This window comes from Hydrogenophaga taeniospiralis, from assembly GCF_020510445.1.
Lineage (GTDB): Bacteria > Pseudomonadota > Gammaproteobacteria > Burkholderiales > Burkholderiaceae_C > Hydrogenophaga.
The window spans coordinates 3,240,829-3,266,913 of record NZ_JAHBAG010000001.1 but is presented as its reverse complement, the minus strand read 5'-3'; the positions used below and the strand labels follow the sequence as shown (position 1 = coordinate 3,266,913).

Here is a 26,085-nt window from a genome sequence, read left to right as displayed (position 1 = left end):
GCCCTCCCCCGCGCCGCAAAGGGCGCCGTTTTCATAACAACGGTCTGAGCTCTCTTGCCGCGTCCAGCAGCAGCGGCAACAGGTCCTGGCGCATCACCTCGGGCGCCAGCCGGTCGGGCGAGGCCACCACGTTGAGCGCCGCCACCGTTTTTCCCTGCATGTTGCGCAGCGGCACGGCCAGCGCGTGCACGCCGAGCTCGTGTTCCTCGCTGGCCACGGCGTGGTCGTCGGCCTTCACCCGTGCCACGGCCGCGCGAAACGCCTTGTGGTCGATGGTGGTCTTCGGCGTCAGCCGCGCCAGTTCGCGGCCCTTGAGCCAGGCGTTGAATTCGACGCGCGGCAAGGCCGCCAGCAGCACGCGGCCGGTGGACGTCGCATGCACCGGCAGGCGCGCACCCAGGTGCAGGCCATAAGCCATGAGGCGCTGACCGCCAATGGACACGCTGCGCGCCACGATCACCACCTCGTCGCCGTCGAGCACCACGGCGGAAAACGACTCGCGCGTCTGCGCCGCCAGCCGGTTCAGCGTGGGCTGCAGCAGGCGCGGCAGGCGGGCCGAAGACAAATAGCTGCCCGAGAAACGCAGCACCTTGGCCGAGAGCCAGTAGTGCGTGCCGTCGGTGTCCAGATAGCCCAGGTAGGCCAGCGTGAGCAGATGGCGCCGGGCGGCCGCGCGGGTCAGGCCGGCGCGCTCGGCGGCCTGCGTGGCATTGAGCCGCTGGCGTTCGGTGTCGAAACTCTCCAGCACGGCCATGCCCTTGGCCATGCCTTCGATGAAGTCGGCCTTGGCAATCAGTTTCGCTTCATTGTTCATGCTGCGCGATGATCGCACATAACCACTGATGATCGCGCAGGCAGCGACTTCATCTATTGAAAACCCGATGGCTTCTACCTATTCTGCAGATTCCTTCAACCACATTCTTTGCCCACCCGCCACGCCTGAGGCAGCCAATGCCAGGGAACCGCCGAGCCGGCTTTGCCGGGCGGCAGGTTCCGCCCCCTTGAGGGGGTGACGCCGAAGGCGGCGCGGGGGTGAACCCACTCACATGCGTACCCAGGTTGCCATCATCGGTGCAGGCCCCTCCGGCCTGCTGCTCGGCCAGTTGCTGCACAAGGCCGGCATCGACGCCATCATTCTGGAGCGCCAGACGCCCGACTACGTGCTCGGCCGCATCCGCGCCGGCGTGCTGGAACAGGTAGCCGCCGACCTGATGGACGAAGCGGGCGTGGGCCAGCGCATGCATGCCGAAGGCCTGGTGCACAGCGGGTTCGACATGCTGTTCAACGGCGTGCGCCACCGCATCGACCTGGAAAAACTCACCGGCGGCAAGAAGGTGATGGTCTATGGCCAGACCGAAGTCACCCGCGACCTGATGGACGCACGCGCGGCCGCCGGCCTGCCCACGGTCTATGAAGCGGCCAACGTGCAGGTGCACGATTTCGACACCACCCAGCCGCGCGTCACCTACGAGAAAGACGGCCAGACCCACACCATTGACTGCGACTTCATCGCCGGCTGCGACGGCTTCCACGGCGTGTGCCGCGCCAGCGCGCCGCGCTCGGCCATCAAGGAGTTCGAGAAGGTCTACCCCTTCGGCTGGCTCGGCCTGCTCTCGGACACGCCGCCGGTGCACCACGAACTGATCTACGTGAACCACCCGCGGGGTTTTGCGCTGTGCTCGCAGCGCAGCCACACGCGCAGCCGCTACTACCTGCAGGTGCCGCTGACCGACAAGATCGAGCAGTGGAGCGACGACGCCTTCTGGGCCGAACTCAAGCTGCGCCTGGACCCCGAAGCCGCCGACCAGCTGGTCACCGGCCCGAGCCTGGAAAAGAGCATCGCGCCGCTGCGCAGCTTCGTCACCGAGCCGCTGCGCTTTGGCCGCATGTTCCTGGCGGGCGACGCGGGCCACATCGTGCCGCCCACCGGCGCCAAGGGCCTGAACCTGGCCGCCACCGACGTGAAGTACCTCTCGAACGCCCTCATCGAGTTCTACCAGGACAAGACCGAGGCCGGCATCGACAGCTACTCCGAGCGTTGCCTCAAACGCATCTGGCGCGCCGAGCGCTTCTCGTGGTGGTTCACGTCGATCATGCACAACTTCGATGGCGAAGGCGCCATCAACGGCAAGCTGCAGCAGGCCGAGTTGGACTACCTGATGCACTCGGAAGCGGGTCTGAAAACCATCGCCGAGAACTACGTCGGCCTGCCGCTGAATTTCGGGGAGTAGATGGCCCACCCCCGCGCCGCCTGCGGCGTCACCCCCTCAAAGGGGCGATGCGAGTGGCCCGGCAAAGCCGGTTCCACCGCATCCTGGGTGAAGTCACATCGGGCCGGAGGCGGCGTTTGCATCGGGATTTTGTCGCAAGGTTGTCGCACTCGCGCTTCGAAACCACCTGCCATGGCGATACATTGACGTGAACGTCAATCTGTAACGCCATGCCGCCCAACACCGCCTCCACCCCGATCAAACCCCTCAAGCCGCTGCGCGGCGTGCGCGTGCTCAGCCTGGCGCTCAACCTGCCCGGGCCGGCCGCGCTCATGCGCCTCAAGGCCATGGGCGCGACCTGCCTCAAGGCCGAACCGCCCGGACCTAAGGGCGCGCCCGCGGGCACCAGCGGCGATCCGATGGGCCAGTACAACCCGACCGCCTACGCCACGCTGCACGCGGGCATCCGGGTCCTGAGCATCGACCTGAAGACGGACAAGGGCCAGGCCCGGCTGCACAAAGAGCTGGCCCGCACCGACCTGCTGCTGACCTCGTTCCGCCCTTCGGCGCTGGCCAAGCTGGGCCTCTCCTGGAAGGCGCTGCACAAGGCCTACCCGGCGCTGTCTGTGGTGGCCATCGTGGGTGCGCCGGGCGCGCGCGCCGAAGAGCCGGGGCACGACCTGACGTATCTGGCCCACGCCGGCCTTGTGACCGGGCTGGACCTGCCGGCCACGCTGTTTGCCGACATGGGCGGCGCGCTCATGGCCAGCGAGGCGGCCCTGAAGGCCGTTCTGGCGCAAAAGACCCGTGGCCAGGGGTCGTTCCAGGAGGTCGCGCTGTCCGACGCCGCCGCCTGGCTCGCCCTGCCCCGCGACTGGGGCCTGACCCTGCCCAGCGGCTCGGTGGGCGGCGCCCATGCGGGCTACCGCGTCTATCCCTGCCAGGACGGCCGCGTGGCCCTGGCCGCGCTGGAGCCGCACTTCGCCGCGTCCCTCTGCGCTGCCACGGGCGTGGCAATGGCCGATGTGCGCACGATGTTCCGGCCCGAGGTGCACACCGCCATCGCCCGCTTCCTGGCCGGCCAGACGCGCCAGCAACTCGACCAGCTCGCCGCTGCCCGCGACATACCCCTGCACACCTTGCCGGCCTGAACGCGGATCTCAGGCAGGTGCCACGAGCCCGGCCTGCGGCAGCGGCCAGGCCCGGCCGGCCGTGCTGGTGGGCAGCGGAAAGCGGATGGTTTCGGGCTCGTGGTGCGACCAGACTTCCCGCCCCATCACAAACACCTTGCTCTCACCCGTGCGCAGCGCTTGCCAGGGCTCGTCCAGCGTCAGCGGTTCGGTGGCGACGATGACCATGCGGTCCGCCTCGCCATTGAGCGCGCTCAGGTCCATGCGGATGTCGCAGTCCACCAGCCGGGCCATGGGGAAGGGATGCGCGCGCTCCAGGCAGGCCAGCTGGCTGGAGCAGTGGGCATACAGCGCATCGCCGTTGGTCAGCAGGTAGTTGAAGTTGCCGTAGCGCGCCACCTCGCGGTTGAGCCGGGCCAGCACCGGCGCCAGCTCGGCCCACTCCGGTGGGCGCAGCCGGTCGGCAAAGGTCTGCCGCAGGCATTGCATCAGGTAGCAGAAGGCCTTCTCGCTGTCGGTGTTGCCCACCGGCAAAAAACCGCCGTCGAGCGCCGGGTGGAAGTTGCGCAGATCGCCGTTGTGGGCAAAGAACCAGTTCTGCCCCAGCCACTCGCGGGTGAACGGATGGGTGTTGGCCAGGCTCACCGTGCCCTGCGTGGCCTTGCGGATGTGCGAGATCACCGTGCGCGACTGGATCGGGTAGCTGCGCACGAATTCCGCCAGCCTCGATTCGCTCGCCGGCCGGTCGTCGAGAAACATGCGCGAGCCGGTGGGTTCGTAGAACGCGATGCCCCAGCCGTCCACGTGGTCGGCGGTGCAGCCCCCGCGCTGCGCAAAGCCGGTGAACGAAAACCGGATGGACGCGGTGGTGTTGCAGCTCATGCCCAGCAGTTGACACATGTCGGTGCGCTCCTCGAAGCCGCTCAGTCGGCCAGGGCGAAGTTCACGGCCGCCATGGCGTGCAGCGCGGTGGTGTCGAACGTGGGCAGGCAGCTGTCGTCCGGCCCCACGATCAGCGGCAGCTCGGTGCAACCCAGCACCACGCCCTGGGCCCCACGTGCCTTGAGCGACTCGATGCAGGCCGAGAGCCAGGCGCGCGATGCGGGCGGCAACTGCCCCTGGCACAGCTCTTCGAAGATGATGCGGTGGATCTCGATGCGCTCGGCCTCGTCGGGGATGACGCAGCGGATGCCGCGCGAGGCCAGCCGCTCCACGTAGAAGTCCTGCTCCATGGTGAAGCGCGTGCCCATGAGGCCGACTGCGTCCAGCCCCTGCGCCAGGATGGCGTCGGCGGTCACGTCGGCGATGTGCAGCAAGGGCACGTCGGACGCCGCCTGGACCTCTGGCGCCAGCTTGTGCATGGTGTTGGTGCCGATCAGCAGGCACTGGGCGCCGGTCTCCTGCAGACGCCGCGCCGCCTGGCGCAGGATGTCCGCCATGCCCGGCCAGTCGCCGGCGCGCTGCCGTTGGGCGATGTCCTGGAAGTCCAGGCTCACCAGGTTGAGGCGGGCACTGCTGAGGCCACCCAGGCGCCGGGCCACCTCGCGGTTGATCAATTGGTAATAGAGGGTGGTGGACTCCCAGCTCATGCCGCCGATCAGGCCAATGGTTTTCATGCGTGCTCCAAAGCGTGTTGCGAATGCAGGGAGTGTGCGTGGGCGGGCGCAGAACCGGCTTGCCTTTTCAGTTCAAAAAATGGCCTAATGTAGAAACTGTTTCCATGAATTGACATGAAAAAGAAACTGGATGCGATTGATCGGCAGCTTCTTGCGATCCTGCAACGCGATGCGGAAACACCGCTGGCCGATCTGGCGCAAGCGGTGAACCTGTCGTCCACACCCTGCTGGCGGCGCATTCAGCGGCTGCGCGAACACGGTTTCATCACCCGCCACGTGGCCCTGGTCGACCCGCGCAAGATCAACCTGGGCGTGACGGTGTTCGTGGGGGTGCGCACCAACCAGCACAGCCAAGCCTGGTTCGAGGGTTTTCGCGACACCGTGCGCGACATTCCCGAGATCGTCGAGTTCTACCGCATGAGCGGCGACGTGGACTACCTGCTGCGCGTAGTGGTGCCCGACATCGCGGCCTACGGCGCGGTCTACAAGCGTCTGATCCGCTCCATCGAACTCTCGGACGTGAGCAGCAGTTTCGCCATGGAGGAGCTGAAGTTCACCACCGCCCTGCCGCTGGACTACGCGGACTGACCCGCGAGCAGAAGCCTCGGCCGCTCATCGCATGGGCTCGGGCGACACCACGTGGCGGGCCCAGGCCGGCAGCGGGTCGGCCTGCCACACCAGCTCACCGCCGCGCAACCGCGCCACCAGCCGCGGCGGCTGAAACACCTGGTCGAGCGGTTGCGATGTGTCGTAGAGCAGCGCCAGATCGGCCCGCCGCACCGCCACGCTCAGGTGCCGCACGGTGCGCGGGTAACGCGCCAGGATGCGCTCGGGTGGCACCGGGTGGCCGCCCTCTTCCACCCGCTGGTTCACCCGGGCGAGCAACTGCTGCGGGTCGTCCACACACACCACGAGCAGCACCACGCTGAACCCGGCGCGGCGGGCCGCCGCCATCAGATCGAGCTTGGAGGTGTGGGAAAACACGGTTTCGCTGGCGAACGAGCGGCCTTCGGCCAGACACTGCACCCGCCGCGCATCGGCCCACTGGCGGGCCTGGCGCGAGCGCTCGGCGGCGTCGGCCACATGTTGCAGATGGCCCGCCTCGTGCAGGTCGGCGTTGACGAATTCGGCGTTGGCGGGAATCAGGCCCTGGACCACCGCGCTGCGGTACAGCGTGGACTTGCCCGCGCCGTTGGGGCCGGCCAGCAGGTAAAAGACCGGAGCGGCCAAGGGGCAGCGGCGTCAGGCGGCGCGGCGGGTGGGCGCGGTTTTCTGGCGGTTGGCCAGCACGGTGTCGCGCACCGCCTGGGCCAGGCGGCCGGTGGATTCGGCGGCCATGAAGCGCGCCTCGATGGCGTCAAGGGACTCATCTGCCGGGGCGCGATGGCGGGCGTCGTAGAGCGCAATCGCCTCGCGCGCCTCCTGCACGGTGAGGCCGGTTTCGTCGGCAATGCGCCCCAGGGTGGCCCAGTATTCGATCTGACCCGCAATTGAGCGGCGCTGCGGCTGGGCCGCTTCTCGGGCCTGCTGCACCAGGGCGGAGGGCAGTTTCACGGACGCAAACGGGCTGGGGGTGGAGGACATGGCGAAAACTCCTGTTTGGCGCATTTTGCGCCATTTCAGGCCAGTTGACCACTCTGCGGCAGCCCGGTTCAGCGTTCAGTCCTGGCCGAACAGCCGTGCGAAGAATCCGCGCTTCTTTTTCAGCTGCAGCTCACGGATCAGCTCTTCCTTGATCTGGGCCTTCATGTCGGCCTCGCCGTGGCTGACGTTCTTCAGGTAGACCTTCACCGCGTCGGCGTAGCTGCGGTCGTCGTTGCGGATGTGGTTGAACAGCCAGCGCGAGAGCATGGCGTGCAGATCGGACGCGACGTCTTCACCCGCCTCGAAGCGCATGCGGTATTCGCCCACCCGGCGCGTGAACAGCTCGTGCACCTTCTTGTGCGGGCCGGCGAACATGTAGCCGGCGTCCGCCATCAAGGATTCTTCGAATGCGAAGTGCGACAGCGTGTAGTCCACCATTTCGTCGATCACAGCACCCACGGCCTCGCGGTCGTGATGGTCACGGGCGTCGTAGAGCTGGTTGATGTAGTCGACGATGCGCTTGTGCTGCCCGTCGATTTCGCGGATGCCCGTTTCAAGATCGGGCGTCCAGTTCAGATGTGCCATGGAAAGTGTCCCCAAATGGACGACAGGTGCCGCCCGGAAGTAACGAATTGTGTAAGAAAGCCCGCTGCGCCGTGGGGGAATCAGCGCAGTTCATGACTTATCTCAAGTCTTCGCTTCCTGTCCGCAAGCCGCCCATCTCAGAACACGCGACGGACCTTGAATCCCTTGGACGCCAAGAGGGCCGGCAGCCCCTGCGGCCCCACCATGTGCAGCGAACCCACGGCCGCGAACACGCTCACCTCGGCGTGCAGTCGCTCGATCGCCTCGGCCATGCCGGGGTTGCGCCCGTCCACCAGGCGGGCAAACACCTCCCGGTCGGTCGGCGTGTTCAGGCAGTCGCACCAGTCGGCATAGGCCTCCAGGTCCTTCAGGTCGCGGCTCGCCCAGGCCCGCGCCAGCCGCTCCAGGCCACGCACGGCCTCGGGGCGCCGCAGTTCGGCCAGCATCTCGCGAACCATGGCGGCGGCCTCTTCGTCGTCGCGTGCCAGCAGCGCCGAGAGCTGCGTCTGCACCGACTCCAGCCCCACCACCGGGCGCTGGACGCGCAGGCTGTGCATCAGCAGCGCCGACTCCGCGCCATACAGCGGAAACAGCCCCTGGCGCTGCGCCTGCGCCACGGCCAGCAGGGTGGCGTGGTATTCAGCCGCCCCCTGCTCGAGGGCCGCCGCCGGCAGGCATTCGGCCGCCCAGGCCGAACGCAGCGACTGCATCAACTCGGCCGGCAGCGACCGCACCGGCCCCTGCATCACGCCACGCAGCGCCTCCGCCACCGCCGGATCGGTCACGTTGATCTCCAGCGCCAGCGCACCCGTGCGAGACAACGAGGCCTCGGCCTTCGGCCCCAGCGCAAACCACTCCGGCCGCCCGGCATGGATCGTTCCGTACAGAAAAGAATCGCGCCCATCGCGGCTGATGCGCCAGAGAAACCCCCGGTCGGTGGCCTGCTGCTGGGCTTTCTGCATCAGCTCGCGGCTGGGGGGTGCGGGTTGGGGCGGGCATGACGCGGCATCGGCAGGCGCAGCCATGGCCGGGATCGCTGAGCACAAGGCGGCGAATGCCGCTGCCATGGCTGTGAAGCGGCGCCAGAAAATGGATCGAGAGAACATCGTCGGATTGTCGGTGTAGCGCCGCGGTTTACAATTTGTAGCAATCTCGGTTAATTCACTTCATCAAGGAGGTCTTTCGTGAATCGTTTGTTCAAATTTTTCCTGGCGTCGGTGGGTGTTTCTGCCCTGGTGGCTTGCGGCGGCGGCTCTGACGACCCCGCTGACATGTATGTCGGAGCCTGGAAGTCAGCCTGTTTCTCCTACAAAGCGATCGACGGCAAAACCTACTTTCAAACCCGCACCTTCAACTTGGCAAAAGCGTCGGCCACCTCGCTGAACGGCAGTGATTCCAATACGCTTGCCTACTCCGACCCAGCCTGCAAAAACCTCTTGGGCGCCATCCCCGTTATCCCCAATGTGACGATCCAACTGGGGCCCAAAGCCAATGTTCTGGGCGGAGAAGTCGACACGATGAGCATGACCTATCCAGACGGAGCGTATCCAGGCTATATCACCGCCAATGCAACGCAGCTTTTTCTGGTCATTACCAACAACCCCAATGAAATCCCCACGGGATGGGGAAGCGCATCTCCGTATACCAAAATCCAAGCCAAGCAGGCGGTAGCGCCCCAGCTGCCGAAAGACGCCGGCAGCAACGACCACCTGGCTCCCGCCAACCCTCTGGCCGCCGATTTCAGGTAACGGGTCATAAGCCAAGGGGCGTTGCGGGATCCGCTCCGTCGGAGCGACCACTCAGCGGACGACGGCCCCTTCACTCCAGCCCGTGGCGGCAAGCCCGTGTGCTGGGTCAGGATGCGACCCTTGGTCGGCGCCTTGCCGGTTGCGGTCGCACCCTTCGGCGCGGCCCATGGTCTTGACAACGGACCCGCAGCGATTCAAGGTGCTGCACGGGCCAAGTCGGGATCTGACTGTGAATTTTCGGTTGCAGGTACTGCGGCACTGAAGGGGCTGTCTGCCAGCGCTTGCGCGCATTCCTGCACCATCCAGCGGCGGAAGCGGTGCAATGCCTCGCTGTTGCGGCGGGTGTTGGGCTCCACCAGAAAGTAGCCACGCGCCGTGCGCTGCGGGCTGTCCACTGCCGGCACCAGTTGCCCGCTTCGCACCAGTTCATCGACCAAAGGGGCCCAGCCCAGCGCCACGCCCTGCCCGGCCATGGCGGCCTGGATCACCAGCGGGTAGTTGTTGAGCGTGAGGTCGTGCCCAGTGCCTGCGCTGCGCAGGCCGTGGGTTGCAAACCAGCCGTCCCACTGCAGCCAGCGCTGGGGCTCGGCGCTCTCCAGGTGCAGCAGCGGCAGCGTGCGCATGTCGGCGGCCAGCCCGCTCAGGTGCTGCCGCGCAAAGAAGGCGGGGCTGCAAACCGGCACCACGATTTCGGGGATCAAGGGGGCCGCGCTGCAGCCGGGCCAATGCCCGTCGCCAAAGGCAATGGCCATGTCCACCGGCTCGCCGCGGATATCAAATTGGTTCTGGCTGGTGACGATGCGCACATCCAGCTCCGGCACCAGCTCGCGCAGCGTGGCCAGGCGCGGCATCAGCCAGTAGGTGGCAAAGCCGAAGTCGGTGGCCACCGTCAACACCTGGCGCTCGCGCCGCGCCCGGATTTTGGCCGCCACCTCGCCGATGCAGCTCAGGCTCTCGCGCACCGCCGTGACCAGTTGCAGCCCTTCCGGGGTGAGCGAGACGCCACGGTGCTCCCGCTTGAACAAGGGCGCGCCCAGGTCGTCCTCCAGCAAGCTGATGCGCTGGCTGACCGCCGGCTGGCTGGTGCCCAGCTCCCGGGCGGCCGCCGTAAAGCTCAGATGCCGCACCGCGGCTTCAAAGAACACCAGGCTTTGCAAAGGGGGGAGTCGGCGCATGTCTTTCATAAGCACTATTTATACCTGCATAAGAAATGACGGCCTTCACTACGTCAAACAGCCTGCATAAACTGAACTCATCGCATAAATGAACTTTATGTTGCTGTTGTGTCTACACCGGTAGTTTGAACGTGAGCCCACCCAATATCCTCATCCTCATGGCCGACCAGCTGACGCCCTCAGCACTGGCGGCATATGGCAACACGGTGTGCAAGACGCCCACCATCGACGCGCTGGCCGCTGCCGGTGTGGTGTTCGAGTCGGCGTACACCAACAGCCCTTTGTGTGCGCCTTCGCGCTACGTCTTTTTGTCCGGCAAGCTGCCGTCGGTCATCGGGGCATATGACAACGCGGCCGAGATGCCGTCCGAAGTGCTCACCTTTGCCCACCACCTGCGTCACGCGGGCTACCGCACCGTGCTCTCGGGCAAGATGCATTTTTGTGGTGCTGACCAGACCCATGGCTTTGAAGAGCGGCTGACCACCGACATCTACCCCGCCGACTTCGGCTGGACCCCCGACTGGGAGCACCCGGAAGTGCGCCCCAGCTGGTACCACAACATGGGCTCCGTGCTGGATGCGGGCCTGTGCGTGCGCACCAACCAGCTGGACTTCGATGACGAGGTGGCCTTCCTCGCGCAGCAAAAGCTGTTTGACATGGCCCGTGACGAAGATCAGCGCCCATTCTGCATGGTGGTCTCCATGACCCACCCGCACGACCCCTACGCCATTCCCCGCGAATACTGGGACCGCTACCGGCATGAAGACATCGACATGCCTCGGGTGCGCGACGACATGGTTCCCCGCGACCCTCACACCCTGCGACTGCGCCATGTGAGCGACATGGACCGCACCCCGTTGAGCGACGACCAGGTGCGCAATGCCCGCCACGCCTACTACGGCGCGGTGTCGTATGTGGACGACCAGATGGGCCGCATCCTGAAAACGCTGGAGCAAGCCGGCCAGGCCGACAACACCATCGTCGTCGTGCTGTCCGACCATGGTGACATGCTGGGCGAACGCGGGCTTTGGTACAAGATGAACTACTTCGAGAATGCCTGCCGGATCCCGCTGATCGTGCATGCACCCCAGCGCTTCAAGGCAGCGCGGGTGACGGCGAATGTGTCTTCGATGGACCTGTTGCCGACGCTGATGGACCTGGCGTTCCATGGCGCCGCGCCCGCCCTGCCGGAGCCGCTGGACGGCCGCAGCCTCTGGCCACACCTCACGGGCACAGGCGGGCATGACGAGGTGATCGGCGAGTACCTGGGCGAAGGCGCCGTGGCCCCGCTGGTGATGCTGCGCCGCGGCAAGTTCAAGTTTGTGCACACCCCGGTGGACCCCGACCAACTGTACGACCTGGCGGCCGACCCGCTGGAGCTGTGCAACCTGGCGGCCGACCCTGCCCACGCGGCCACGGCGCAGGCCTTCCGCGTCGAGGTGGCGCAGCGCTGGGACATGCCTGCGCTCATGGCCCAGGTGATCGCCAGCCAGAAGCGCCGCCGCTTTCATTTCGCGGCCCAAAACCAGGGTGCGGCCCAGCCTTGGGACCACCAGCCATTCCAGCCCGCCAGCCAACGCTACATGCGCAACCACATCGACCTCGACACGCTGGAGGCCCGTGCCCGTTTTCCGATTGTCCGTTCCGCCCAAACCACTGTTTCATCTCACCTTTGAGGAGTTCACCATGGGAAGTCGTCACCTCGTTGTTGCGTCCCTTGCTGGGTCACTGGGCATGCTCGCCGGCCACGCCCAGGCGGCCGAGCCAGCGTCCTGCCGTCAGGTCCGCATGGCCGACCCGGGCTGGACCGACATCACCGCCACCAACGCCTTTGCCGGCGTGGTGCTGAACGCCCTGGGTTATGAGCAGAAGGTGGCCTCGCTGAGCGTGCCCATCACCTACGTGGGGGTGAAAAAAGAGCAGATCGACGTGTTTCTGGGCAACTGGATGCCCGCACAAAAAGCGCTGGTGGAACCGTTGGTGAAAGAAGGCTCACTCGAAGTGGTGCGCGCCAACCTGCCCGGCGCCAAGTTCACGCTGGCCGTGCCCACCTATGTGGCGGACGCCGGGGTGAAAACCTTCGCCGACCTGGCCAGGTTCGCCGACAGGTTTGACAAGAAGATCTACGGCATCGAATCCGGTTCTCCCGCCAACCAGAACATCAAGAAAATGATCGACGCCAAGAGCTATGGCCTCGAAGGCTGGTCGCTGGTGGAGTCCAGCGAGCAAAGCATGCTGAGCCAGGTGGCACGCAAAGAAAAAGGCAAGGACTGGATCGTTTTCCTGGCGTGGGAACCCCACCAGATGAACACCAAGTTCCGCATCAGCTACCTGGATGGTGACAAGGACTACTTCGGCCCCAACTACGGTAGCGCCACGGTGAACACCGTGTCCCGCAAGGGCTACGCCACCCAGTGCCCCAACGTGGGCCGCCTGTTCGCACAAATGGAATTCAGCGTGGACCTGGAGAACAAGGCCATCACCGAGGTGCTGGACGCCAGAGTGGACGCCAAAGCCGCTGCCATCAAACAGCTCAAGGCCAACCCCAAGGTGTTGGACAGCTGGCTGGCAGGGGTCAAAACATACGGTGGCGACGATGGGCTGGTCGCGGTGAAGAAAGCGCTGGCACTGAACTAGCGTGGCGGTTGGGTGCCCAAACCTACCGTCCCTTGGCCTTCACCCCCGCACGCGGCGGCAAGCCCGTGTGCTGGGTGAGGATGCGCCCTTTGACCGGCGCCTTGCCACTGGAGCTTGACGCCACCTTCCCCGTCCCGCCGCCCGTCTTGGCCCCCGCGTTGCCCGCGATGGCCCCACCCGGCGTCGAGTTCTTCTTCCGCGCGCTCTGGTACCCGCCATCCGTCATGGGCTGGAAGGTCGGGATCAGGTGGTGTTTGCCGTTGCCGATGAGGTCGGCGCGGCCCATGGTCTTGAGCGCTTCACGCAGCAGCGGCCAGTTGTTCGGGTCGTGGTAACGCAGGAAGGCCTTGTGCAGGCGGCGGCGTTTGTCGCCGCGCACGATGTCCACCTTTTCGGCCCGGTCGTCGCGGTGCACGCCTTTGAGCGGGTTCAGGCTGGTGTGGTACATCGCCGTGGCGGTGGCCATGGGGCTGGGGTAGAAGGTCTGCACCTGGTCGGCGCGGAAGCCGTTTTTCTTCAGCCAGATGGCGAGGTTCATCATGTCCTCGTCGCTGGTGCCGGGGTGGGCGGCGATGAAGTACGGGATGAGGAACTGCTTCTTGCCCGCCTCTTCGCTGTACTTCTCGAACATGGTCTTGAAGCGGTCGTAGCTGCCGATGCCGGGCTTCATCATCTTGGACAGTGGCCCGCCTTCGGTGTGCTCGGGCGCGATCTTGAGGTAGCCGCCCACGTGGTGCTGCACCAGTTCCTTCACATACTCGGGGCTTTTCACGGCCAGGTCGTAGCGCAGGCCGGAGCCGATCAGGATCTTCTTGATGCCCTTGAGCGCGCGCGCCCGGCGGTAGATCTTGATGAGCGGGTCGTGGTTGGTGTGCAGGTTCTGACAGATGCCGGGGTAGACGCAGCTGGGCTTGCGGCAGGCCGCTTCAATGACCGGGCTTTTGCAGCCCAGGCGGTACATGTTGGCGGTGGGGCCACCCAGGTCGGAAATGACGCCGGTGAAACCCTCCACCTTGTCGCGGATGTCTTCGACCTCTTTGATGATCGAGTCTTCCGAACGGCTCTGGATGATGCGGCCTTCGTGCTCGGTGATGGAACAGAAGGTGCAGCCGCCGAAGCAGCCGCGCATGATGTTGATCGAGAAGCGGATCATTTCCCAGGCCGGGATCTTGGTCGCGCCGTCGTGTTTGCCGTGTTCGTCGGCGTAGGCCGGGTGCGGGCTGCGGGCGTACGGCAGATCGAAGGCGTAGTCCATCTCGGCCGTGGTCAGCGGAATCGGCGGTGGGTTGATCCACACGTCGCGCGCGGTCGCGCCTTCGCCGTGCGCCTGTACCAGCGCGCGGGCGTTTCCGGGGTTGGTTTCCAGATGCAGCACGCGGTTGGCGTGGGCGTAGAGCACGGCGTCGCTCCTGACCTGCTCGTAGCTGGGCAGGCGGATGACGGTACGTTCGCGCGGCAGCTTGGCCACGCCGCCGGTGCCCTGGGGGCGGTGGATGGTGATGGGTTTGTAGGCTGAAGCGCCCTCACCCCGGCCCTCTCCCGCAGGCGGGAGAGGGGGTTGGGAGCCATCTTCCTTCGAACAGCTCTGGCCCTGCGCCTGCGCTTGTTCACTGGTGGTCAGGTAGGGGTTGATGTGGTCTTCCACATGGCCCGGCTGGTCCACCTCGCTGGAATCCAACTCGATCCAGCCCTCGGCGGTCGGGTCGTGCGGACGGCGGATGAAGGCGGTGCCGCGCACGTCGGTGATGTGTTCGACGGGTTCGCGCGCGGCGATGCGGTGCGCCACCTCGACCAGCGCGCGTTCGGCGTTGCCGTAGAGCAGCAGGTCGCATTTGCTGTCCACCACGATGCTGCGGCGCACCTTGTCGCTCCAGTAGTCGTAGTGGGCGATGCGGCGCAGGCTGCCTTCGATGCCGCCGAGCACGATGGGCACGTCTTTGTAGGCCTCGCGGCAGCGCTGGCTGTAGACGATGGCGGCGCGGTCGGGGCGTTTGCCGCCCACGTCACCGGGGGTGTAGGCGTCGTCGCTGCGGATCTTCCGATCGGCCGTGTACCGGTTGATCATGGAATCCATGTTCCCCGCGGTCACGCCCCAGAACAGGTTGGGCTTGCCCAGCGCCTTGAAGGGCTCGGCGCTCTGCCAGTCGGGCTGGGCGATGATGCCGACGCGAAAGCCTTGCGCCTCCAGCACGCGCCCGATCACCGCCATGCCGAAGCTGGGGTGGTCCACGTAGGCGTCGCCCGTCACCAGAACGATGTCGCACGAGTCCCAACCCAGCTGCTCCATCTCGGCGCGGCTCATGGGCAGGAACGGCGCCACGCCGAACCGCTTGGCCCAGTAGGGGCGGTAGCTGGTCAGCGGCTTGGCGGCGCGCGCGAAAAAGGAGACGTCGACGGGGGCGTTCATAGGGGCAATCGGGGGATAACCCACAAGTGTAGGGGCTGGCCATCAACCTTGCTAATGGGCGGGGCGCAGATAACGCCGTGGCGAAAGACGCAAGGACCGCAAGAATTGTCCGTATCCCGTCTCCAGAATGGCCCGACCACCCCCAACCCGGAGCACCACCATGCAAATCATCCAGCAACCCCAGGCCCTTCACGTCGTCGGCATCGCCCTGCGCACCCACAACGGCGAAGCCTTCGAGACCATCCCGCCCCACTGGGCCGCCTTCGGCCAGGCGCAACTCGCCAAGCGGTTGCCCCACCGTCTGTCGGACGACGTGTACGCGGTCTATACGAATTTCGAAAACGCCGGCACCGACAACAGCGGCCGCTACACGCTGGTCATCGGCCACGCCGTGCCCGGCCACACGCCCGAGCTGCCGCCCGAGGGGCTGACCCATGTGGTCGCGCCGGCCTCAACACGCGCGGTGTTCCCGGTGGAAAGGGGCCGTATCGACCTGGTGGGCGCCGCGTGGCAAGCCATCTGGCAGCGCACCGACCTGAAAAAGACCACTCTGGCAGACTACGAGCGCTACCAGCCGGACGGCAGCATTCACATTCACATCGGCCTCGCGCCAACCCCCGGGACGCCATGACCAACCCCCAGCCGCAATGGACCGACTATCGGGCGCAGCTCACCCGGGTCACCGCCCACATCCACGACCGGCTGGCCGACCCGCTGGACCTCAACGAGCTGGCCTTGGTCGCGGACCTGTCCCCCTGCCACTGGCACCGCATCTACCACGCGCTGATCGGTGAAACGGTGGCGGCCACGGTGCGGCGCGTGCGGCTGCACCGTGCATCGGGTTACCTGGCGCAGACCACGCTGACCGTGACCGAGATCGCACGGCGCTGCGGTTACCCGAATCCGCAATCGTTCACCCGCGCGTTCCGCCAGACCTTCGGCCAGAGCCCGCAGAGCTGGCGCGAAACGCGGACCGACGCACTGCCCTGGCACAGCACCGCTGCTCAAGCCGCCAGCGGCTGGCCGGTCGAGATCAGGCGGGTACCAGCCGTCGAGTTGGCAGGCATGGCCCACCGGGGCAGCTACATGCGGGTCGGCAAGGCCTTCGAGACCGCGCAGATCCACCTCGCGGCGCAGGGCCTGATACGGCCCGACACGCGCTGGCTGGCGCAGTACCTGGACGACCCGTTCGCCTACCCGGAGGCCCAGCTCAACTCGCGCGCCGGGCTGTCGATTGCCTCCGACGCCGACATTGCGCCACCTTTGCAGCGCTTCACCGTCGGCGGAACGCCCTGCGCCGTGCTGCGCTACCAAGGCCCCTACCCCAACATGCGCGACGCCTACCACTGGCTCTACGGCACCTGGCTGGTGGCCACCGGCCACGGACTGGCCGACCAGCCGGTGTTCGAGGAATACCTCAACAGCCCGCGCGACACAGCGCCGGCCGATCTGCTGACCGACATCTTCCTGCCGTTGGCGGCTTCCACGGCCGTTGGGCCTGGCTGAGTCCATGCGGTTTTGCCTTCAACCGCATCACAGGTCTTTCAGCGCCGCGTCGATGTGCACCTGGAACACCGCCGGATCGGCCAGTGCGTTGGCGTTCAGCAGCGCGAGCTTGACGAGGAACAGCTCGGTCTTCTCCGGGCCAGCCGCGTCAATGGCGGTGGCCAGCGCGTCGTAGACCTGCTCCAGGCCGGGGATGCTCAATGTGTTCGGGCCCATGTTCAGACCTCCTTGTTCAGACCGGCGGCGTTGACGAGGGCGGCGCGCAGGCGCGTCGCATCCAGGCCCATCCAGCGGGCGCACACGTGCTGGTCGGGCCGCAGCAGGTAGGCCGCACCGCTGGCCAGCACGCCGTAGCGCACGCGCAGGTGGCCGTCGGCGTCGGCCAGGGTGTCGTCAGCGCCGGCGACGGGCTGGGCGCTGCCCACGGCGATCACGCGCAATGGCAGACCTTTGGCGCGGAGTTCGTTCACCACCTCGGTCAGCGCATCGGGCACGGCGGCGTCTTCGGTGAAGTACAGCAGCGCAAAGCAGTGGTCCAGGTGGTCCAGCAGGTGGTCGTCGGCACCGAGGCGCACGTTCTGCGGCGGCGCGCCGTGGCCCGGCCCGGCCTGGAACAGCGCGTTGTCGTCGCCCGCGCTGTTGGCGGGTGAATCGCGGTACTCGTGGGGCCGCGAGGTGCGCCAGTGGTAGAGCGGGCCCACGAAGGGTTCGCTGAGCGAGAGCGAGAGCACGGCGTCGCGCAGCAGGCGGAAGCCGCGCGTGGGCGGCGTCATGAAGCGCGTGCTTTTGCCGGCCTCGTCGATGATCTCGCGCGCCGCGCCCACACGCTCGCTGCTGTAGCCCGCCAGCAGCGGTGCGGCGGCCAGCCCTTTGACCACGAAGGCCAGCCGCCAGGCCAGCGCCTGCGCGTCCTGGAAACCGGTGTTGGCACCGCGCACGCCGAAGATGGGCAGCAGGTGCGCCGCGTCGCCGGTGAACAGCACGCGGCCGTGCACGTAATCCGGCAACGTGAGCGCGCGCGCCGAATACACCGAGCACCAGTCCATGGCCCAGGGCACGCCAGCGTGGCCGATCATGGCCAGTTGGGCGTCGATGCGGGCCTTGAGCGACTCGGGTTTCAGGGCCGCTTCGGCGTCTTCGCCGGGCGGCAGCTGGTAGTCCACGCGCCAGATGCCGTGCGGCTCGCGGTGCATGAGGATGGTGTTGCCCGGGTTCCAGTCGGGGTCGAAAAACGCCAAGCGCTCGGTGGGCAGCGGCAGGTCGATGCGGATGTCGGCGATGATGAAGCGGCCTTCGTAGGACGCGCCTTCGAGCTTCAGGTCCAGCATCGAGCGGATGCCGGAGCGCGCGCCATCGGCGGCCACCAGCCAGTTGGTCTGCAGCGTGTACGGGCCCTCGGGCGTGTCCACATCCAGCGTGGCGCCCTGCCCGTCCTGCGTCACGGCGTTCACGCGGTTGCCCCAGCGCAACTCGATCAGCGGGTTGGCCCGCACGGCATCGACCAGGTATTCCTCCAGATACTGCTGCTGCAGGTTGATCATGGGGAAAAAGCGGTCGTCCGGATCGTGTGGCGCTTCCATGCGGAACACGCGCTGACCGCGGTAGACCGAGTTGCCGAAACGCCAGGGCAGGCCGTTCTGGGTGACGCGGTGCGCCACGCCCACCTGCTGCAGGATCTCCATGGAGCGGCGCGTGAACACGATGGCGCGGCTGCCTTCAGAGACCTGGCGCTCCGATTCGAGCAGCACACACTTCACGCCGTGGCGGGCCAGCTCCAGCGCGGCCACCAGCCCGATCGGGCCGGCACCGGCGATCACCACGGCGTGGCGCTGCGGCCCGGGGTGCATCGAGGGCAACCAGGCGTCGAACACCTGGTACCGGTAGTAGATGGAGCGCCGGGGTTCGGCGTGCGGCTGGTGCATGGCTTTGTCTCCTGGGGATCGGCGCAGTGTAGGCACGACACGCCGCCACCATGTCCCCATATGGGAACAACTCCCCGCACACCCGCCAAAGGCTTCGATCAGGCGCCGCTGTCGAGCAGCAGCGCCAGCAGTTCGCGCTGCCCGGCCACGCCGAGCTTGCGGTACACGCGCTTCTGGTAAGTCCGGGCGCTGGCCAGCGTCAGACCCAGGCGCGCGGCCAGGGCCTCGGTGGACAGCCCATCCATCAGCGCGGCCACCACGTCGTGGTCGCGCTGCGTGAGCGCCGGAAAACGCCGCACCAGCCGCGCCAGCAGCAGGCCCGACACGTCCTGATGCACCGCCTGCCCGGTGTGGTGCAGGCGCACGGCGTGCACGATCAGCGGCGCAAACGCCTCCACCACGGCAATGGCCGCATCGTCGAACGGGCCGTGCTCGGTGCCGCGGTACAGGTTCACCGAAAGCCAGCGCCGGCCCTCGTAAAGCGCCAGCACCGCCAGCCGCTCGGCCACCTGCGGCAGCTCGTAGCAGATGCGCCGGTATTCGGGGTGGGCGATGTCTTCGCCGCGCTGGCGGTGCAGCACGATGCGCGGTTCTGCCATGCCGGCCTTCTGCGCCGCGGCCAGTTCGGCGCGCATCACGGCGGCGCTGCCGTCGAGCTGGTGGAAGCGACTCACATAGGCCTCGGCGATGTTCGGCAGCTCCTGCGTGCGCGAGCGGTCGCCCACCGCCACGATGGCCGGGCGCCGCCCTGCGTCGAACGCAAAGATGGTGCACTGCGCCAGCGGCAGCTGCGCCCCCACCAGGCGCAACAGGTCCTCGGCCACGGCGTGGCGCTCCGCCTGCCCCAGGCGCGCCAGCAGCGCGCTCACCTGCGCCAGCGGCAAGGCAATGGACGACGCCGGGCGGCTGCCCAGCACCCAGTGATCGGTCATGGTGCGGGCACTGTAGCGCAGGCGCCGTCACCCAGGCGTCTGCCCCGCCCCGGGCGGCGGACTAGCATCGCCCCTCCATTCCAGGAGACACCCCATGCCCGACTTCAGCACCCTCAGCATCGCCCCCGATGAACAGCACCCGCGCGTGGCGCGCCTGCGCCTGAACCGGCCCGAGCGCTACAACGCCGTCAACGACGAGATGCCGCGCGAGATCCGCGCCGCGGTGGACTGGGCCAATGCCGAGCCGGAGGTCCACGTCATCGTGGTCGAAGGCGCGGGCAAGGGCTTCTGCGGCGGCTACGACCTGGCCGACACCGCGCAGCAGCACATCGAACACCCCTGCCAGCAGGAGAGCACGCCCTGGGACCCGATGGTTGACTACGCCCGCATGAAGCGCAACACCGAAGACTTCATGAGCCTGTGGCGCAGCCCCAAGCCAACCATCGCCAAGGTGCACGGCGCGGCGGTGGCCGGTGGCAGCGACATCGCGCTGTGCTGCGATCTGCTGGTGATGGCGGAGGACGCGCGCATCGGCTACATGCCCACGCGCGTCTGGGGCTGCCCCACCACCGCCATGTGGACCTACCGCCTCGGCCCCACGCGCGCCAAGCAGATGATGTTCACCGGCGACGTGATCGACGGCCGCACCGCCGCCGCCTGGGGCCTGGCCAACGAAGCGGTGCCGTTGGAGCAGCTCGACGCCGCCGCCATGCAACTGGCCACCCGCATCGCGGGCGTGCCGCGCGGCCACCTCGCCATGCACAAGATGGTGGTCAACCAGGTGATGCTGACCATGGGGCTGGAGCAGTCGCAGCAGATGGCCACGGTCTTCGACGGCATCACGCGCCACAACCCCGAGGGCCTGTGGTTCCGCCGCCATGCGCAGGAACAGGGCTTCAAGGCCGCGGTGGAATGGCGCGACAGCGGCCGTCCGATCCCCGAAGGCGACGAAGCGCGCGCGCTGATCCAGGCCATGGAAGCGCGCCGCCAGCCCTGAGCCGTTACAAGAAAGAATGCAAGACCCGCAACCAGACGTACGGTTCATCCCGTTACCACTCTTACGGTCGCAGCGGGAATGTAAGCCGCATGGCCCTTAGCATGAACGCTTCACTTTTTGAAGGAGCTGGCATGGCATTGCATTTTGGAAAACGCGAAAACGAACTCCCCAAACCCCTGACCCAGGGCCAGACCCCGCAGCGCTATGGCGCGGTCGGCAACAGCGTTTCAAACCAGCCGCAAACCCCGGCCCAGCCCCAGACTCCCGCCGCGCCGGCCCCGGTGGCCAGCAGCGCATCGATGGCGTCGAGCACCGTGGTGCCCGAAGGCGGCAGCAAGCTGACCGTGGGCCCGAACATCAAGCTCAAGGGCGTTGAAATCACCGACTGCGACACCCTGGTGGTGGAGGGTCTGGTGGAGGCCACGATGGACTCGCGCGTGATCCAGATCGCCGAACAAGGCGCCTTCAAGGGCTCGGCCGAGATCGACATCGCCGAGATCCGCGGCGTGTTCGATGGCAACCTCACGGTGCGCCAGAAGCTGGTGATCTACGCCACCGGCAAAGTCACCGGCAAGATCCGCTACGGCAAGGTCGTGATCGAAGAAGGCGGCCAGCTCTCGGGTGACATCGAATGCTCGGTGGCCTCGGCCGCCAAGGCAGCGGGTGGCACCAGCGGCGCCAGCAACACGACCACCACCAGCCCCTCCGCCAGCAAGCCCGCTTCCATGCAGCTCGCGGCCTGAGCGAAGCCCGCTCTGCCGCCGCACCCCGCTCGCCCGGCCCACCCGCGGCCGGGCGCCGTTGTCCGGCCCTGAGGGGCCCGGTATGCTCAGGACATGTATGCCGAATTCTTTGGCCTGAAGCAGGACCCTTTTTCCATCGCGCCAGACCCGCGCTACCTCTTCATGAGCGAGCGCCACCGCGAAGCGCTGGCCCATCTGCTGTACGGCGTGCAGGGCGGTGGCGGTTTCGTGCTGCTCACCGGCGAGATCGGCACCGGCAAGACCACGGTCTGCCGCTGCTTTCTGGAGCAGACCCCGGCGCAATGCCAGGTCGCCTACATCTTCAATCCCAAGCTCACCGTCATCGAGCTGCTGCGCAGCATCTGCGACGAATTCGGCGTCGAGGTGCCACACACCGGCCCCGGGGAAGCCACCGTCAAGGACCACCTGGACCCGCTCAACGCGTTTCTGCTTGCATCGCATGCAACCGGACGCAACGCGGTGCTCATCATCGATGAGGCCCAGAACCTCTCGGCCGACGTGCTGGAGCAACTGCGCCTCTTGACCAACCTCGAAACCAGCGAGCGCAAGCTGCTGCAGATCGTGCTGATCGGCCAGCCCGAGCTGCGCCGCCTGCTGGCCCGCCCCGAACTCGAACAGCTCGCGCAGCGCGTGATCGCGCGCTACCACCTCGACGCGCTCAACGGGGCCGAAACGCGCCAGTACATCCAGCACCGCATGGAGGTGGCCGGCCTGCACGGACCGCTGCCCTTCGCCGCCAACGCCCTGCACCGCATCCACACCCTGTCGCGCGGCGTGCCCCGGCGCATCAACCTGCTGTGCGACCGCGCCCTGCTCGGCGCGTACGCCGGTGGCCGGCACACCGTGGACAAGGCGGTGGTGGACAAGGCCGCGCGCGAGGTGTTCGACGACGGCCACGCCACCACCACACCGGCCCGCCCCCGCCGGCCCCTGGGCCAACTGGCGTGGCTGGGCGCGGGCGCCGCGGTGGGCGTGTTGTTGACGCTGGCACTGCTGCAGCGGCCGGGCCCGACGGCTCGGGCGGCCAATGAGGCCGATCCCCGGCCCGCGGCCGGTGCGCTGCCAGCCGCCACCGAGACCACAGCCCGGCCCTTGGCTGCGGCCGTTTTCCCCGCAGAGGCCGAAGCCACCCCGTCGCCCTCGCCGCTCCCAACGCCGCCGCTGACCACGCTGCCCACCGCGTCCGACCTGCTGCGCCCTCAAACGCTGGCCTGGCGCGCCCTGGGCCTGATGTGGAGCCCCCATCTCGGGGAAGGCGAACCCTGTGCCGCTGCACCGGCCCAACAACTGCAGTGCTACCGCACCGGCCGCATGACGCTGCACGGCCTGCGCCAGCTCAACCGCCCGGGGCTGCTGACGCTGCGCCTGCCGGGCCAGCCCCCGGGCTGGGCCCTGATCACCGGCATCACGGCCGAAACCGCCACCCTGCAGGCCGGGCAACAACGCTGGCAGATTCCCCTGACCGCGCTGGCCGACATCTGGCGCGGCGAGTTCGCCACCCTCTGGCGCTTGCCCCCGGGCCAGACCACCCGCCTCGCGGACGGCACCCGTGGCAGCGCCGGCCAATGGCTCGACCAACGGTTGAGCGGCCTGCAAGCCGCCGGCCAACTGCCGCCCGACGCCCAGGATCTGGACGCCCGCGTGCAGGCCTTCCAGCGCGCCCACGGCATCGACGCCGACGGCCGGGCCGGCCCCGTCACCTACATGCAGGTCAACCGCGCCAGCGGCGTTGACGAGCCCCGCCTGAACCCTGCCTGAACCCCCACCCGAACATGTCCTTCATCCTCGACGCACTCCAACGGGCCGACGCTGAACGCGAGCGTGGCCACGTGCCGGGCCTGCGCAGCCACGGCACGGCCCCCCAGACCCGGACCGGCCCCCTGGCCATGGGCCGTCGCCCGCTCATGATCGGCACCACGGTGCTCGCGGTGGCCGCGGCGCTGCTCTGGTGGTGGAGCGGCCGCGCGCCAGCCCCCGCCCCGCAAGCGGCCACGGCCGCCACCCTGGCCGCCGCCCAGATGGTCCAGTCAATGCCAACGCCCCCAGCGCCGCCGCCCCCAGCGCTGCCCATCCTGGCACCCGAGCCCCCGCCCGCTGCGCCCCCAGTCATGGCGCCCGCCCCACCACGGGCGCCTGTGGCCACACCGGCCGAAGCCCCACCCGTGGCGGCGGCGCCAACCCCGGCGCGCCCCGCAGACGCACTGCCCGCTTACGTCGGCGGCGCGGGTCCCGACGTGAAGATCAGCGGCTCCACCTACTCCGAAAACCCGGCGCACCGCATGCTCATCGCCAATGGCAAGGTGGTGCACGAAGGCCAGGACATCGCGCCCGATCTCAAGCTCGAAGTGATCGGCCCGCGCGGCGCCGTGCTCAACCACCGGGGCACCCGCTACAACATCCACTACTGAGGCACACCACCATGGACACGCCCCCCGTGCTGCTGGCCGACCGGTTGAGCTTTGGCTGGCCCGGCCGGGCCCTGTTCCAGGAACTGAGCTTCAACATCCCGCCGGGCGTCAGCCTGATCCGCGGCGACGATAGCTGCGGCAAGAGCACCCTGCTGGGCCTGATGGCGGGCGACCTGCAGGCCCAGGGCGGCACGATCAGCGTCCACGGTGTGCGGCTGGACCAGCAGCACGATGCCTACCGCCAGCAGGTGTTCTGGATCGACCCGCAGACCGAAGCACACGACGCCATCAGCGCCGCCGGCTACCTGGACAGTCTGAGCCACCACTACCCCGCCTTCAGCCGCGCCGCGCTGACCGAGCTGGTGGCGGGCTTCACGCTGCAACCCCACCTGGACAAGCCGCTGTACATGCTCTCGGCCGGCAGCAAGCGCAAGGTCTGGCTGAGCGCCGCGTTTGCCGCCGGCACCGCGCTCACGCTGATCGACCAGCCCTTCGCCGCGCTGGACGCGCCCTCCATCCGCTTCTTGCTGGAGCTGCTGCAGGAAGCGGCCAATCACCCCAGCCGGGCCTGGGTGCTGGCGGATTACCAGCCCCCAGAAGGTGTGCCGCTGGCCCGGGTGCTCACCCTGGGCGAAACGCCGGGCGGCTGAGGCCGGGGTTCACTTCAAGTGCCCCGGTGTTCCGCGCCCCGCCACGTTCCCGTGGCTATGTACACGCCCCCCATCATCGCGCCGTCGTCCACCTCGAATGCGTCCAGTTGCGTGGCCAGCCCGCTCCAGGGTTGCCCCAGGCCATCCATGGCGGTGACCGAATACAGCGCCGCCCCCAGCACGAACAGGTTCACCGGCCAGGCCCACAGCGGCGCCCAATGCAGCCCGGTGGCGACCACGCGCGCGCCGGGCTTGAGGTGGCGCAGCACGTTGGCGATGGCCTCGGGGCATTGCAGCACGTCGTGCGTGAAGTGAAACAGGGCCGCATCGGCCAGCTCGTCCAGATGCGCCGTTTCGGCGGGCGCCTGGACCAGGCTCACATGTTTCCAGCCCTGCGCGGCAATCCGCTCGCGGGCCTTGTCCATCATCTCGGGGCACTGTTCGATGCCCACGATGCGGCCCTGGTGGCCCACCGCGTCGTCCAGCAAGGCAAAGCTCAGGCCGGTGCCGCAGCCCACGTCCAGCACGGTGTCGCCGCGGCCCAGGTTCAGCCGCGCGACAGCCTCTCGGCGCAGGGGTTCGAACAGCGCCAACTCGTTGTCATAGCCGTTGGCGCGTGAGCGGTATTGCGCCAGGGCCGCGCGGCGGTCGGGCGTCCGGTTGCGCGGCGTGGAAACAGGGGGTTTGGGCATGAAACTCCAACAAGACTGTGGGTTTCAGGATAGGCCCGCCATGGCCCCACGGCAATGGGTGCGCGAACGCCATTGTTACCAGCTGTCGGATCGACTTGAGCAACGCGCAGCAACAGGCTGCCGCAGACATGGCAGTGTCCCAACGGTCACCGCTCCATCCCTGCCGTGCCGGTGGGCCGGTCGCGGCTGGCAAGATGGGGCGACAAGACCGACGCACCCCAGCGCAAGGGCATGGCGCGCGGCCAGTGCTGCACCGTGGACACCCGCAGGCGCAACAGCCGCTCCGCACCCGCGAAGGCCACCGCGTCGAAGCCATCCCACACCACCTCGGCGCTCGCCGCCACCTGCAGCATGTCGCCCTGCTCGAAGTCGATGAACAGCAGGCCGGCACGGGCGTCCAGGGCCAGATTGCCCAATGTGTTGAAGTAGCCGTTGCCGCTGAAATCCGGCAGCGTGAGCGTGTCGTCGGCGTCGATCCGCACAAAGCCCGGTCGGCCGCCGCGGTGCGAGACGTCCACGCCCTCGGCGGCGCTGGCCGGCGTGCGGGCCGCCGGATGGGCGCTGGCGATGAAGAGGGTGTCGGCGTTCTGGATCAGGCGGCGCGCCACGGCGTCGAGCCGATCACCGCGCGCCAAGGGTTGGGGAGCCGCACCACCCTGCTCGACGAACCGCGCCTCCCGCGCCTGGATGTACTTCGGGCAATTGCCGAAGCTCTGCGACACCAGCAGTTCGAAACCCGCCGCGTCCATGGCGCCCACCTGCCCATTGGCGCGGTTGCGGCGCCGCGTGTGGGGCTCGATGCCGAGCAGCCCCAGCGGCGCGCCGGGCCGCAGATGCTGCGCCAGCGGGTCCTGCGGCCAGGGGTGTGCGGCGATGCGCAGGCGCTCGGCGCTCGAGGCCTGCACGAAGCCGGGCCGACCGGCCAGCACCGACGCCCAGGGCTGGCCGTCGGCGTCCACGCTGCCGACCACGACGAACGGCAACTGCGCGAAAAAGGTCTGGTGCTGCTCGGGCAGGGCGGCACGGACCACCCTGGGCCCGATCTCGGCCAGACGCTCGAGATTGCCGGCGCGCTGCTGCAGCGCCTGTTCACCGGCATGGAAAGGGGCGGCGGCCATGGCC

27 protein-coding genes are annotated in these 26,085 nt (G+C 67.8%); 13 read left to right on the top strand and 14 right to left on the bottom strand.

The window, feature by feature from the left end; genetic code table 11:
- Positions 1-31: 31 nt before the first annotated feature.
- Positions 32-814 (bottom strand): IclR family transcriptional regulator C-terminal domain-containing protein, encoded by a 783-nt coding sequence (locus tag KIH07_RS15625; protein ID WP_226492849.1) that lies wholly within the window; start codon positions 812-814, stop codon positions 32-34.
- Between the two features lie 232 nt (positions 815-1,046).
- Between KIH07_RS15625 and pobA the strand changes: the two genes are divergently transcribed.
- Positions 1,047-2,231 (top strand): 4-hydroxybenzoate 3-monooxygenase, encoded by a 1,185-nt coding sequence (gene pobA, locus KIH07_RS15620; protein WP_226492848.1) that lies wholly within the window; start codon positions 1,047-1,049, stop codon positions 2,229-2,231.
- Between the two features lie 209 nt (positions 2,232-2,440).
- Complete coding sequence (locus tag KIH07_RS15615; RefSeq protein ID WP_226492847.1) at positions 2,441-3,361, top strand: CoA transferase; 921 nt, start codon at positions 2,441-2,443, stop codon at positions 3,359-3,361.
- A 9-nt stretch (positions 3,362-3,370) separates the two neighbouring features.
- On the opposite strand, the gene KIH07_RS15610 is transcribed toward KIH07_RS15615, so the two are convergent.
- On the bottom strand, positions 3,371-4,240 hold the full coding sequence (locus KIH07_RS15610; RefSeq protein ID WP_226492846.1) for a class II glutamine amidotransferase: 870 nt from the start codon (positions 4,238-4,240) through the stop codon (positions 3,371-3,373).
- Between the two features lie 23 nt (positions 4,241-4,263).
- Positions 4,264-4,956 (bottom strand): aspartate/glutamate racemase family protein, encoded by a 693-nt coding sequence (locus tag KIH07_RS15605; protein WP_226492845.1) that lies wholly within the window; start codon positions 4,954-4,956, stop codon positions 4,264-4,266.
- Positions 4,957-5,070: 114 nt separating this feature from the next.
- Here KIH07_RS15605 and KIH07_RS15600 point away from each other — a divergent pair, with 114 nt between their 5' ends.
- On the top strand, positions 5,071-5,544 hold the full coding sequence (locus KIH07_RS15600) for an Lrp/AsnC family transcriptional regulator (protein ID WP_226492844.1): 474 nt from the start codon (positions 5,071-5,073) through the stop codon (positions 5,542-5,544).
- A 24-nt stretch (positions 5,545-5,568) separates the two neighbouring features.
- Here KIH07_RS15600 and KIH07_RS15595 read toward each other — a convergent pair whose 3' ends face one another.
- The 4 genes from KIH07_RS15595 to KIH07_RS15580 form a co-directional block, all read right to left on the bottom strand.
- On the bottom strand, positions 5,569-6,186 hold the full coding sequence (locus KIH07_RS15595; RefSeq protein ID WP_226492843.1) for an AAA family ATPase: 618 nt from the start codon (positions 6,184-6,186) through the stop codon (positions 5,569-5,571).
- Between the two features lie 12 nt (positions 6,187-6,198).
- Positions 6,199-6,540: a ParD-like family protein gene (locus KIH07_RS15590; protein ID WP_226492842.1), complete on the bottom strand. Its 342-nt coding sequence runs from the start codon at positions 6,538-6,540 to the stop codon at positions 6,199-6,201.
- 75 nt (positions 6,541-6,615) lie between these two features.
- Entirely contained in the window at positions 6,616-7,125 is a 510-nt protein-coding gene (locus KIH07_RS15585; RefSeq protein ID WP_226492841.1) for a bacteriohemerythrin, read from the bottom strand.
- A 137-nt stretch (positions 7,126-7,262) separates the two neighbouring features.
- On the bottom strand, positions 7,263-8,087 hold the full coding sequence (locus tag KIH07_RS15580; protein WP_226492840.1) for a TraB/GumN family protein: 825 nt from the start codon (positions 8,085-8,087) through the stop codon (positions 7,263-7,265).
- A gap of 222 nt (positions 8,088-8,309) precedes the next feature.
- Between KIH07_RS15580 and KIH07_RS15575 the strand changes: the two genes are divergently transcribed.
- Positions 8,310-8,873, top strand: a complete 564-nt coding sequence (locus KIH07_RS15575) for a hypothetical protein (protein WP_226492839.1) — start codon at positions 8,310-8,312, stop codon at positions 8,871-8,873.
- A gap of 194 nt (positions 8,874-9,067) precedes the next feature.
- Here KIH07_RS15575 and KIH07_RS15570 read toward each other — a convergent pair whose 3' ends face one another.
- Positions 9,068-10,057 (bottom strand): choline sulfate utilization transcriptional regulator, encoded by a 990-nt coding sequence (locus tag KIH07_RS15570; RefSeq protein ID WP_413465750.1) that lies wholly within the window; start codon positions 10,055-10,057, stop codon positions 9,068-9,070.
- Positions 10,058-10,179: 122 nt separating this feature from the next.
- Here KIH07_RS15570 and betC point away from each other — a divergent pair, with 122 nt between their 5' ends.
- Entirely contained in the window at positions 10,180-11,724 is a 1,545-nt protein-coding gene (betC, locus tag KIH07_RS15565) for a choline-sulfatase (protein WP_226492837.1), read from the top strand.
- 10 nt (positions 11,725-11,734) lie between these two features.
- On the top strand, positions 11,735-12,685 hold the full coding sequence (choX, locus tag KIH07_RS15560; RefSeq protein WP_413465749.1) for a choline ABC transporter substrate-binding protein: 951 nt from the start codon (positions 11,735-11,737) through the stop codon (positions 12,683-12,685).
- Between the two features lie 22 nt (positions 12,686-12,707).
- Here choX and KIH07_RS15555 read toward each other — a convergent pair whose 3' ends face one another.
- The gene (locus KIH07_RS15555; RefSeq protein ID WP_226492836.1) at positions 12,708-15,092 is read right to left on the bottom strand and encodes a YgiQ family radical SAM protein; all 2,385 of its coding nucleotides are present in this window, start codon (positions 15,090-15,092) and stop codon (positions 12,708-12,710) included.
- 160 nt (positions 15,093-15,252) lie between these two features.
- Between KIH07_RS15555 and KIH07_RS15550 the strand changes: the two genes are divergently transcribed.
- Positions 15,253-15,723, top strand: coding sequence for a GyrI-like domain-containing protein (locus KIH07_RS15550; protein WP_226492835.1), 471 nt, complete (start codon positions 15,253-15,255; stop codon positions 15,721-15,723).
- Complete coding sequence (locus KIH07_RS15545) at positions 15,720-16,598, top strand: AraC family transcriptional regulator (RefSeq protein WP_226492834.1); 879 nt, start codon at positions 15,720-15,722, stop codon at positions 16,596-16,598. Before KIH07_RS15550 ends, KIH07_RS15545 begins: the two co-directional genes overlap by 4 nt.
- Before the next feature lie 27 nt (positions 16,599-16,625).
- On the opposite strand, the gene KIH07_RS15540 is transcribed toward KIH07_RS15545, so the two are convergent.
- From KIH07_RS15540 to KIH07_RS15530, 3 genes are all read right to left on the bottom strand, one after another.
- A complete protein-coding gene (locus KIH07_RS15540) occupies positions 16,626-16,814 on the bottom strand; it encodes a DUF2783 domain-containing protein (protein ID WP_226492833.1) in 189 nt (62 codons plus the stop codon).
- A gap of 2 nt (positions 16,815-16,816) precedes the next feature.
- Entirely contained in the window at positions 16,817-18,520 is a 1,704-nt protein-coding gene (locus tag KIH07_RS15535) for an FAD-dependent monooxygenase (protein WP_226492832.1), read from the bottom strand.
- Positions 18,521-18,618: 98 nt separating this feature from the next.
- Complete coding sequence (locus tag KIH07_RS15530; RefSeq protein WP_226492831.1) at positions 18,619-19,452, bottom strand: helix-turn-helix transcriptional regulator; 834 nt, start codon at positions 19,450-19,452, stop codon at positions 18,619-18,621.
- A gap of 94 nt (positions 19,453-19,546) precedes the next feature.
- Here KIH07_RS15530 and KIH07_RS15525 point away from each other — a divergent pair, with 94 nt between their 5' ends.
- The 5 genes from KIH07_RS15525 to KIH07_RS15505 all read left to right on the top strand — a co-directional run bounded on the left by KIH07_RS15525 (position 19,547) and on the right by KIH07_RS15505 (position 24,271).
- Entirely contained in the window at positions 19,547-20,449 is a 903-nt protein-coding gene (locus KIH07_RS15525) for a crotonase/enoyl-CoA hydratase family protein (protein ID WP_226492830.1), read from the top strand.
- 131 nt (positions 20,450-20,580) lie between these two features.
- On the top strand, positions 20,581-21,192 hold the full coding sequence (locus KIH07_RS15520) for a bactofilin family protein (RefSeq protein WP_226492829.1): 612 nt from the start codon (positions 20,581-20,583) through the stop codon (positions 21,190-21,192).
- Positions 21,193-21,285: 93 nt separating this feature from the next.
- On the top strand, positions 21,286-22,971 hold the full coding sequence (locus KIH07_RS15515) for an ExeA family protein (protein ID WP_226492828.1): 1,686 nt from the start codon (positions 21,286-21,288) through the stop codon (positions 22,969-22,971).
- Between the two features lie 14 nt (positions 22,972-22,985).
- Complete coding sequence (locus KIH07_RS15510) at positions 22,986-23,621, top strand: general secretion pathway protein GspB (RefSeq protein ID WP_226492827.1); 636 nt, start codon at positions 22,986-22,988, stop codon at positions 23,619-23,621.
- Between the two features lie 11 nt (positions 23,622-23,632).
- Positions 23,633-24,271, top strand: coding sequence for an ATP-binding cassette domain-containing protein (locus tag KIH07_RS15505; protein WP_226492826.1), 639 nt, complete (start codon positions 23,633-23,635; stop codon positions 24,269-24,271).
- A gap of 14 nt (positions 24,272-24,285) precedes the next feature.
- On the opposite strand, the gene KIH07_RS15500 is transcribed toward KIH07_RS15505, so the two are convergent.
- Complete coding sequence (locus KIH07_RS15500; protein WP_226492825.1) at positions 24,286-24,963, bottom strand: class I SAM-dependent methyltransferase; 678 nt, start codon at positions 24,961-24,963, stop codon at positions 24,286-24,288.
- Positions 24,964-25,109: 146 nt separating this feature from the next.
- Positions 25,110-26,081 carry a pyridoxamine 5'-phosphate oxidase family protein gene (locus KIH07_RS15495; RefSeq protein ID WP_226492824.1) on the bottom strand — a complete coding sequence of 324 codons (972 nt, stop codon included), beginning with the start codon at positions 26,079-26,081 and terminating at the stop codon, positions 25,110-25,112.
- Positions 26,082-26,085 lie beyond the last annotated feature (4 nt).

Excerpts from the sequence above, each read along its gene's own strand:
- KIH07_RS15540 (WP_226492833.1), bottom strand. The coding sequence starts at position 16,814 with ATGGGCCCGAACACATTGAGCATCCCCGGCCTGGAGCAGGTCTACGAC.
- KIH07_RS15570 (WP_413465750.1), bottom strand. The coding sequence starts at position 10,057 with ATGAAAGACATGCGCCGACTCCCCCCTTTGCAAAGCCTGGTGTTCTTT.
- KIH07_RS15510 (WP_226492827.1), top strand. The coding sequence starts at position 22,986 with ATGTCCTTCATCCTCGACGCACTCCAACGGGCCGACGCTGAACGCGAG.
- KIH07_RS15500 (WP_226492825.1), bottom strand. The coding sequence starts at position 24,963 with ATGCCCAAACCCCCTGTTTCCACGCCGCGCAACCGGACGCCCGACCGC.
- KIH07_RS15530 (WP_226492831.1), bottom strand. The coding sequence starts at position 19,452 with ATGACCGATCACTGGGTGCTGGGCAGCCGCCCGGCGTCGTCCATTGCC.
- KIH07_RS15585 (WP_226492841.1), bottom strand. The coding sequence starts at position 7,125 with ATGGCACATCTGAACTGGACGCCCGATCTTGAAACGGGCATCCGCGAA.
- KIH07_RS15600 (WP_226492844.1), top strand. The coding sequence starts at position 5,071 with ATGAAAAAGAAACTGGATGCGATTGATCGGCAGCTTCTTGCGATCCTG.
- KIH07_RS15515 (WP_226492828.1), top strand. The coding sequence starts at position 21,286 with ATGTATGCCGAATTCTTTGGCCTGAAGCAGGACCCTTTTTCCATCGCG.
- KIH07_RS15615 (WP_226492847.1), top strand. The coding sequence starts at position 2,441 with ATGCCGCCCAACACCGCCTCCACCCCGATCAAACCCCTCAAGCCGCTG.
- pobA (WP_226492848.1), top strand. The coding sequence starts at position 1,047 with ATGCGTACCCAGGTTGCCATCATCGGTGCAGGCCCCTCCGGCCTGCTG.
- KIH07_RS15525 (WP_226492830.1), top strand. The coding sequence starts at position 19,547 with ATGCCCGACTTCAGCACCCTCAGCATCGCCCCCGATGAACAGCACCCG.
- KIH07_RS15580 (WP_226492840.1), bottom strand. The coding sequence starts at position 8,087 with ATGCAGAAAGCCCAGCAGCAGGCCACCGACCGGGGGTTTCTCTGGCGC.
- KIH07_RS15550 (WP_226492835.1), top strand. The coding sequence starts at position 15,253 with ATGCAAATCATCCAGCAACCCCAGGCCCTTCACGTCGTCGGCATCGCC.
- KIH07_RS15535 (WP_226492832.1), bottom strand. The coding sequence starts at position 18,520 with ATGCACCAGCCGCACGCCGAACCCCGGCGCTCCATCTACTACCGGTAC.
- KIH07_RS15625 (WP_226492849.1), bottom strand. The coding sequence starts at position 814 with ATGAACAATGAAGCGAAACTGATTGCCAAGGCCGACTTCATCGAAGGC.
- KIH07_RS15505 (WP_226492826.1), top strand. The coding sequence starts at position 23,633 with ATGGACACGCCCCCCGTGCTGCTGGCCGACCGGTTGAGCTTTGGCTGG.
- KIH07_RS15555 (WP_226492836.1), bottom strand. The coding sequence starts at position 15,092 with ATGAACGCCCCCGTCGACGTCTCCTTTTTCGCGCGCGCCGCCAAGCCG.
- KIH07_RS15605 (WP_226492845.1), bottom strand. The coding sequence starts at position 4,956 with ATGAAAACCATTGGCCTGATCGGCGGCATGAGCTGGGAGTCCACCACC.
- choX (WP_413465749.1), top strand. The coding sequence starts at position 11,735 with ATGGGAAGTCGTCACCTCGTTGTTGCGTCCCTTGCTGGGTCACTGGGC.
- KIH07_RS15590 (WP_226492842.1), bottom strand. The coding sequence starts at position 6,540 with ATGTCCTCCACCCCCAGCCCGTTTGCGTCCGTGAAACTGCCCTCCGCC.
- KIH07_RS15545 (WP_226492834.1), top strand. The coding sequence starts at position 15,720 with ATGACCAACCCCCAGCCGCAATGGACCGACTATCGGGCGCAGCTCACC.
- KIH07_RS15520 (WP_226492829.1), top strand. The coding sequence starts at position 20,581 with ATGGCATTGCATTTTGGAAAACGCGAAAACGAACTCCCCAAACCCCTG.
- KIH07_RS15495 (WP_226492824.1), bottom strand. The coding sequence starts at position 26,081 with ATGGCCGCCGCCCCTTTCCATGCCGGTGAACAGGCGCTGCAGCAGCGC.
- KIH07_RS15610 (WP_226492846.1), bottom strand. The coding sequence starts at position 4,240 with ATGTGTCAACTGCTGGGCATGAGCTGCAACACCACCGCGTCCATCCGG.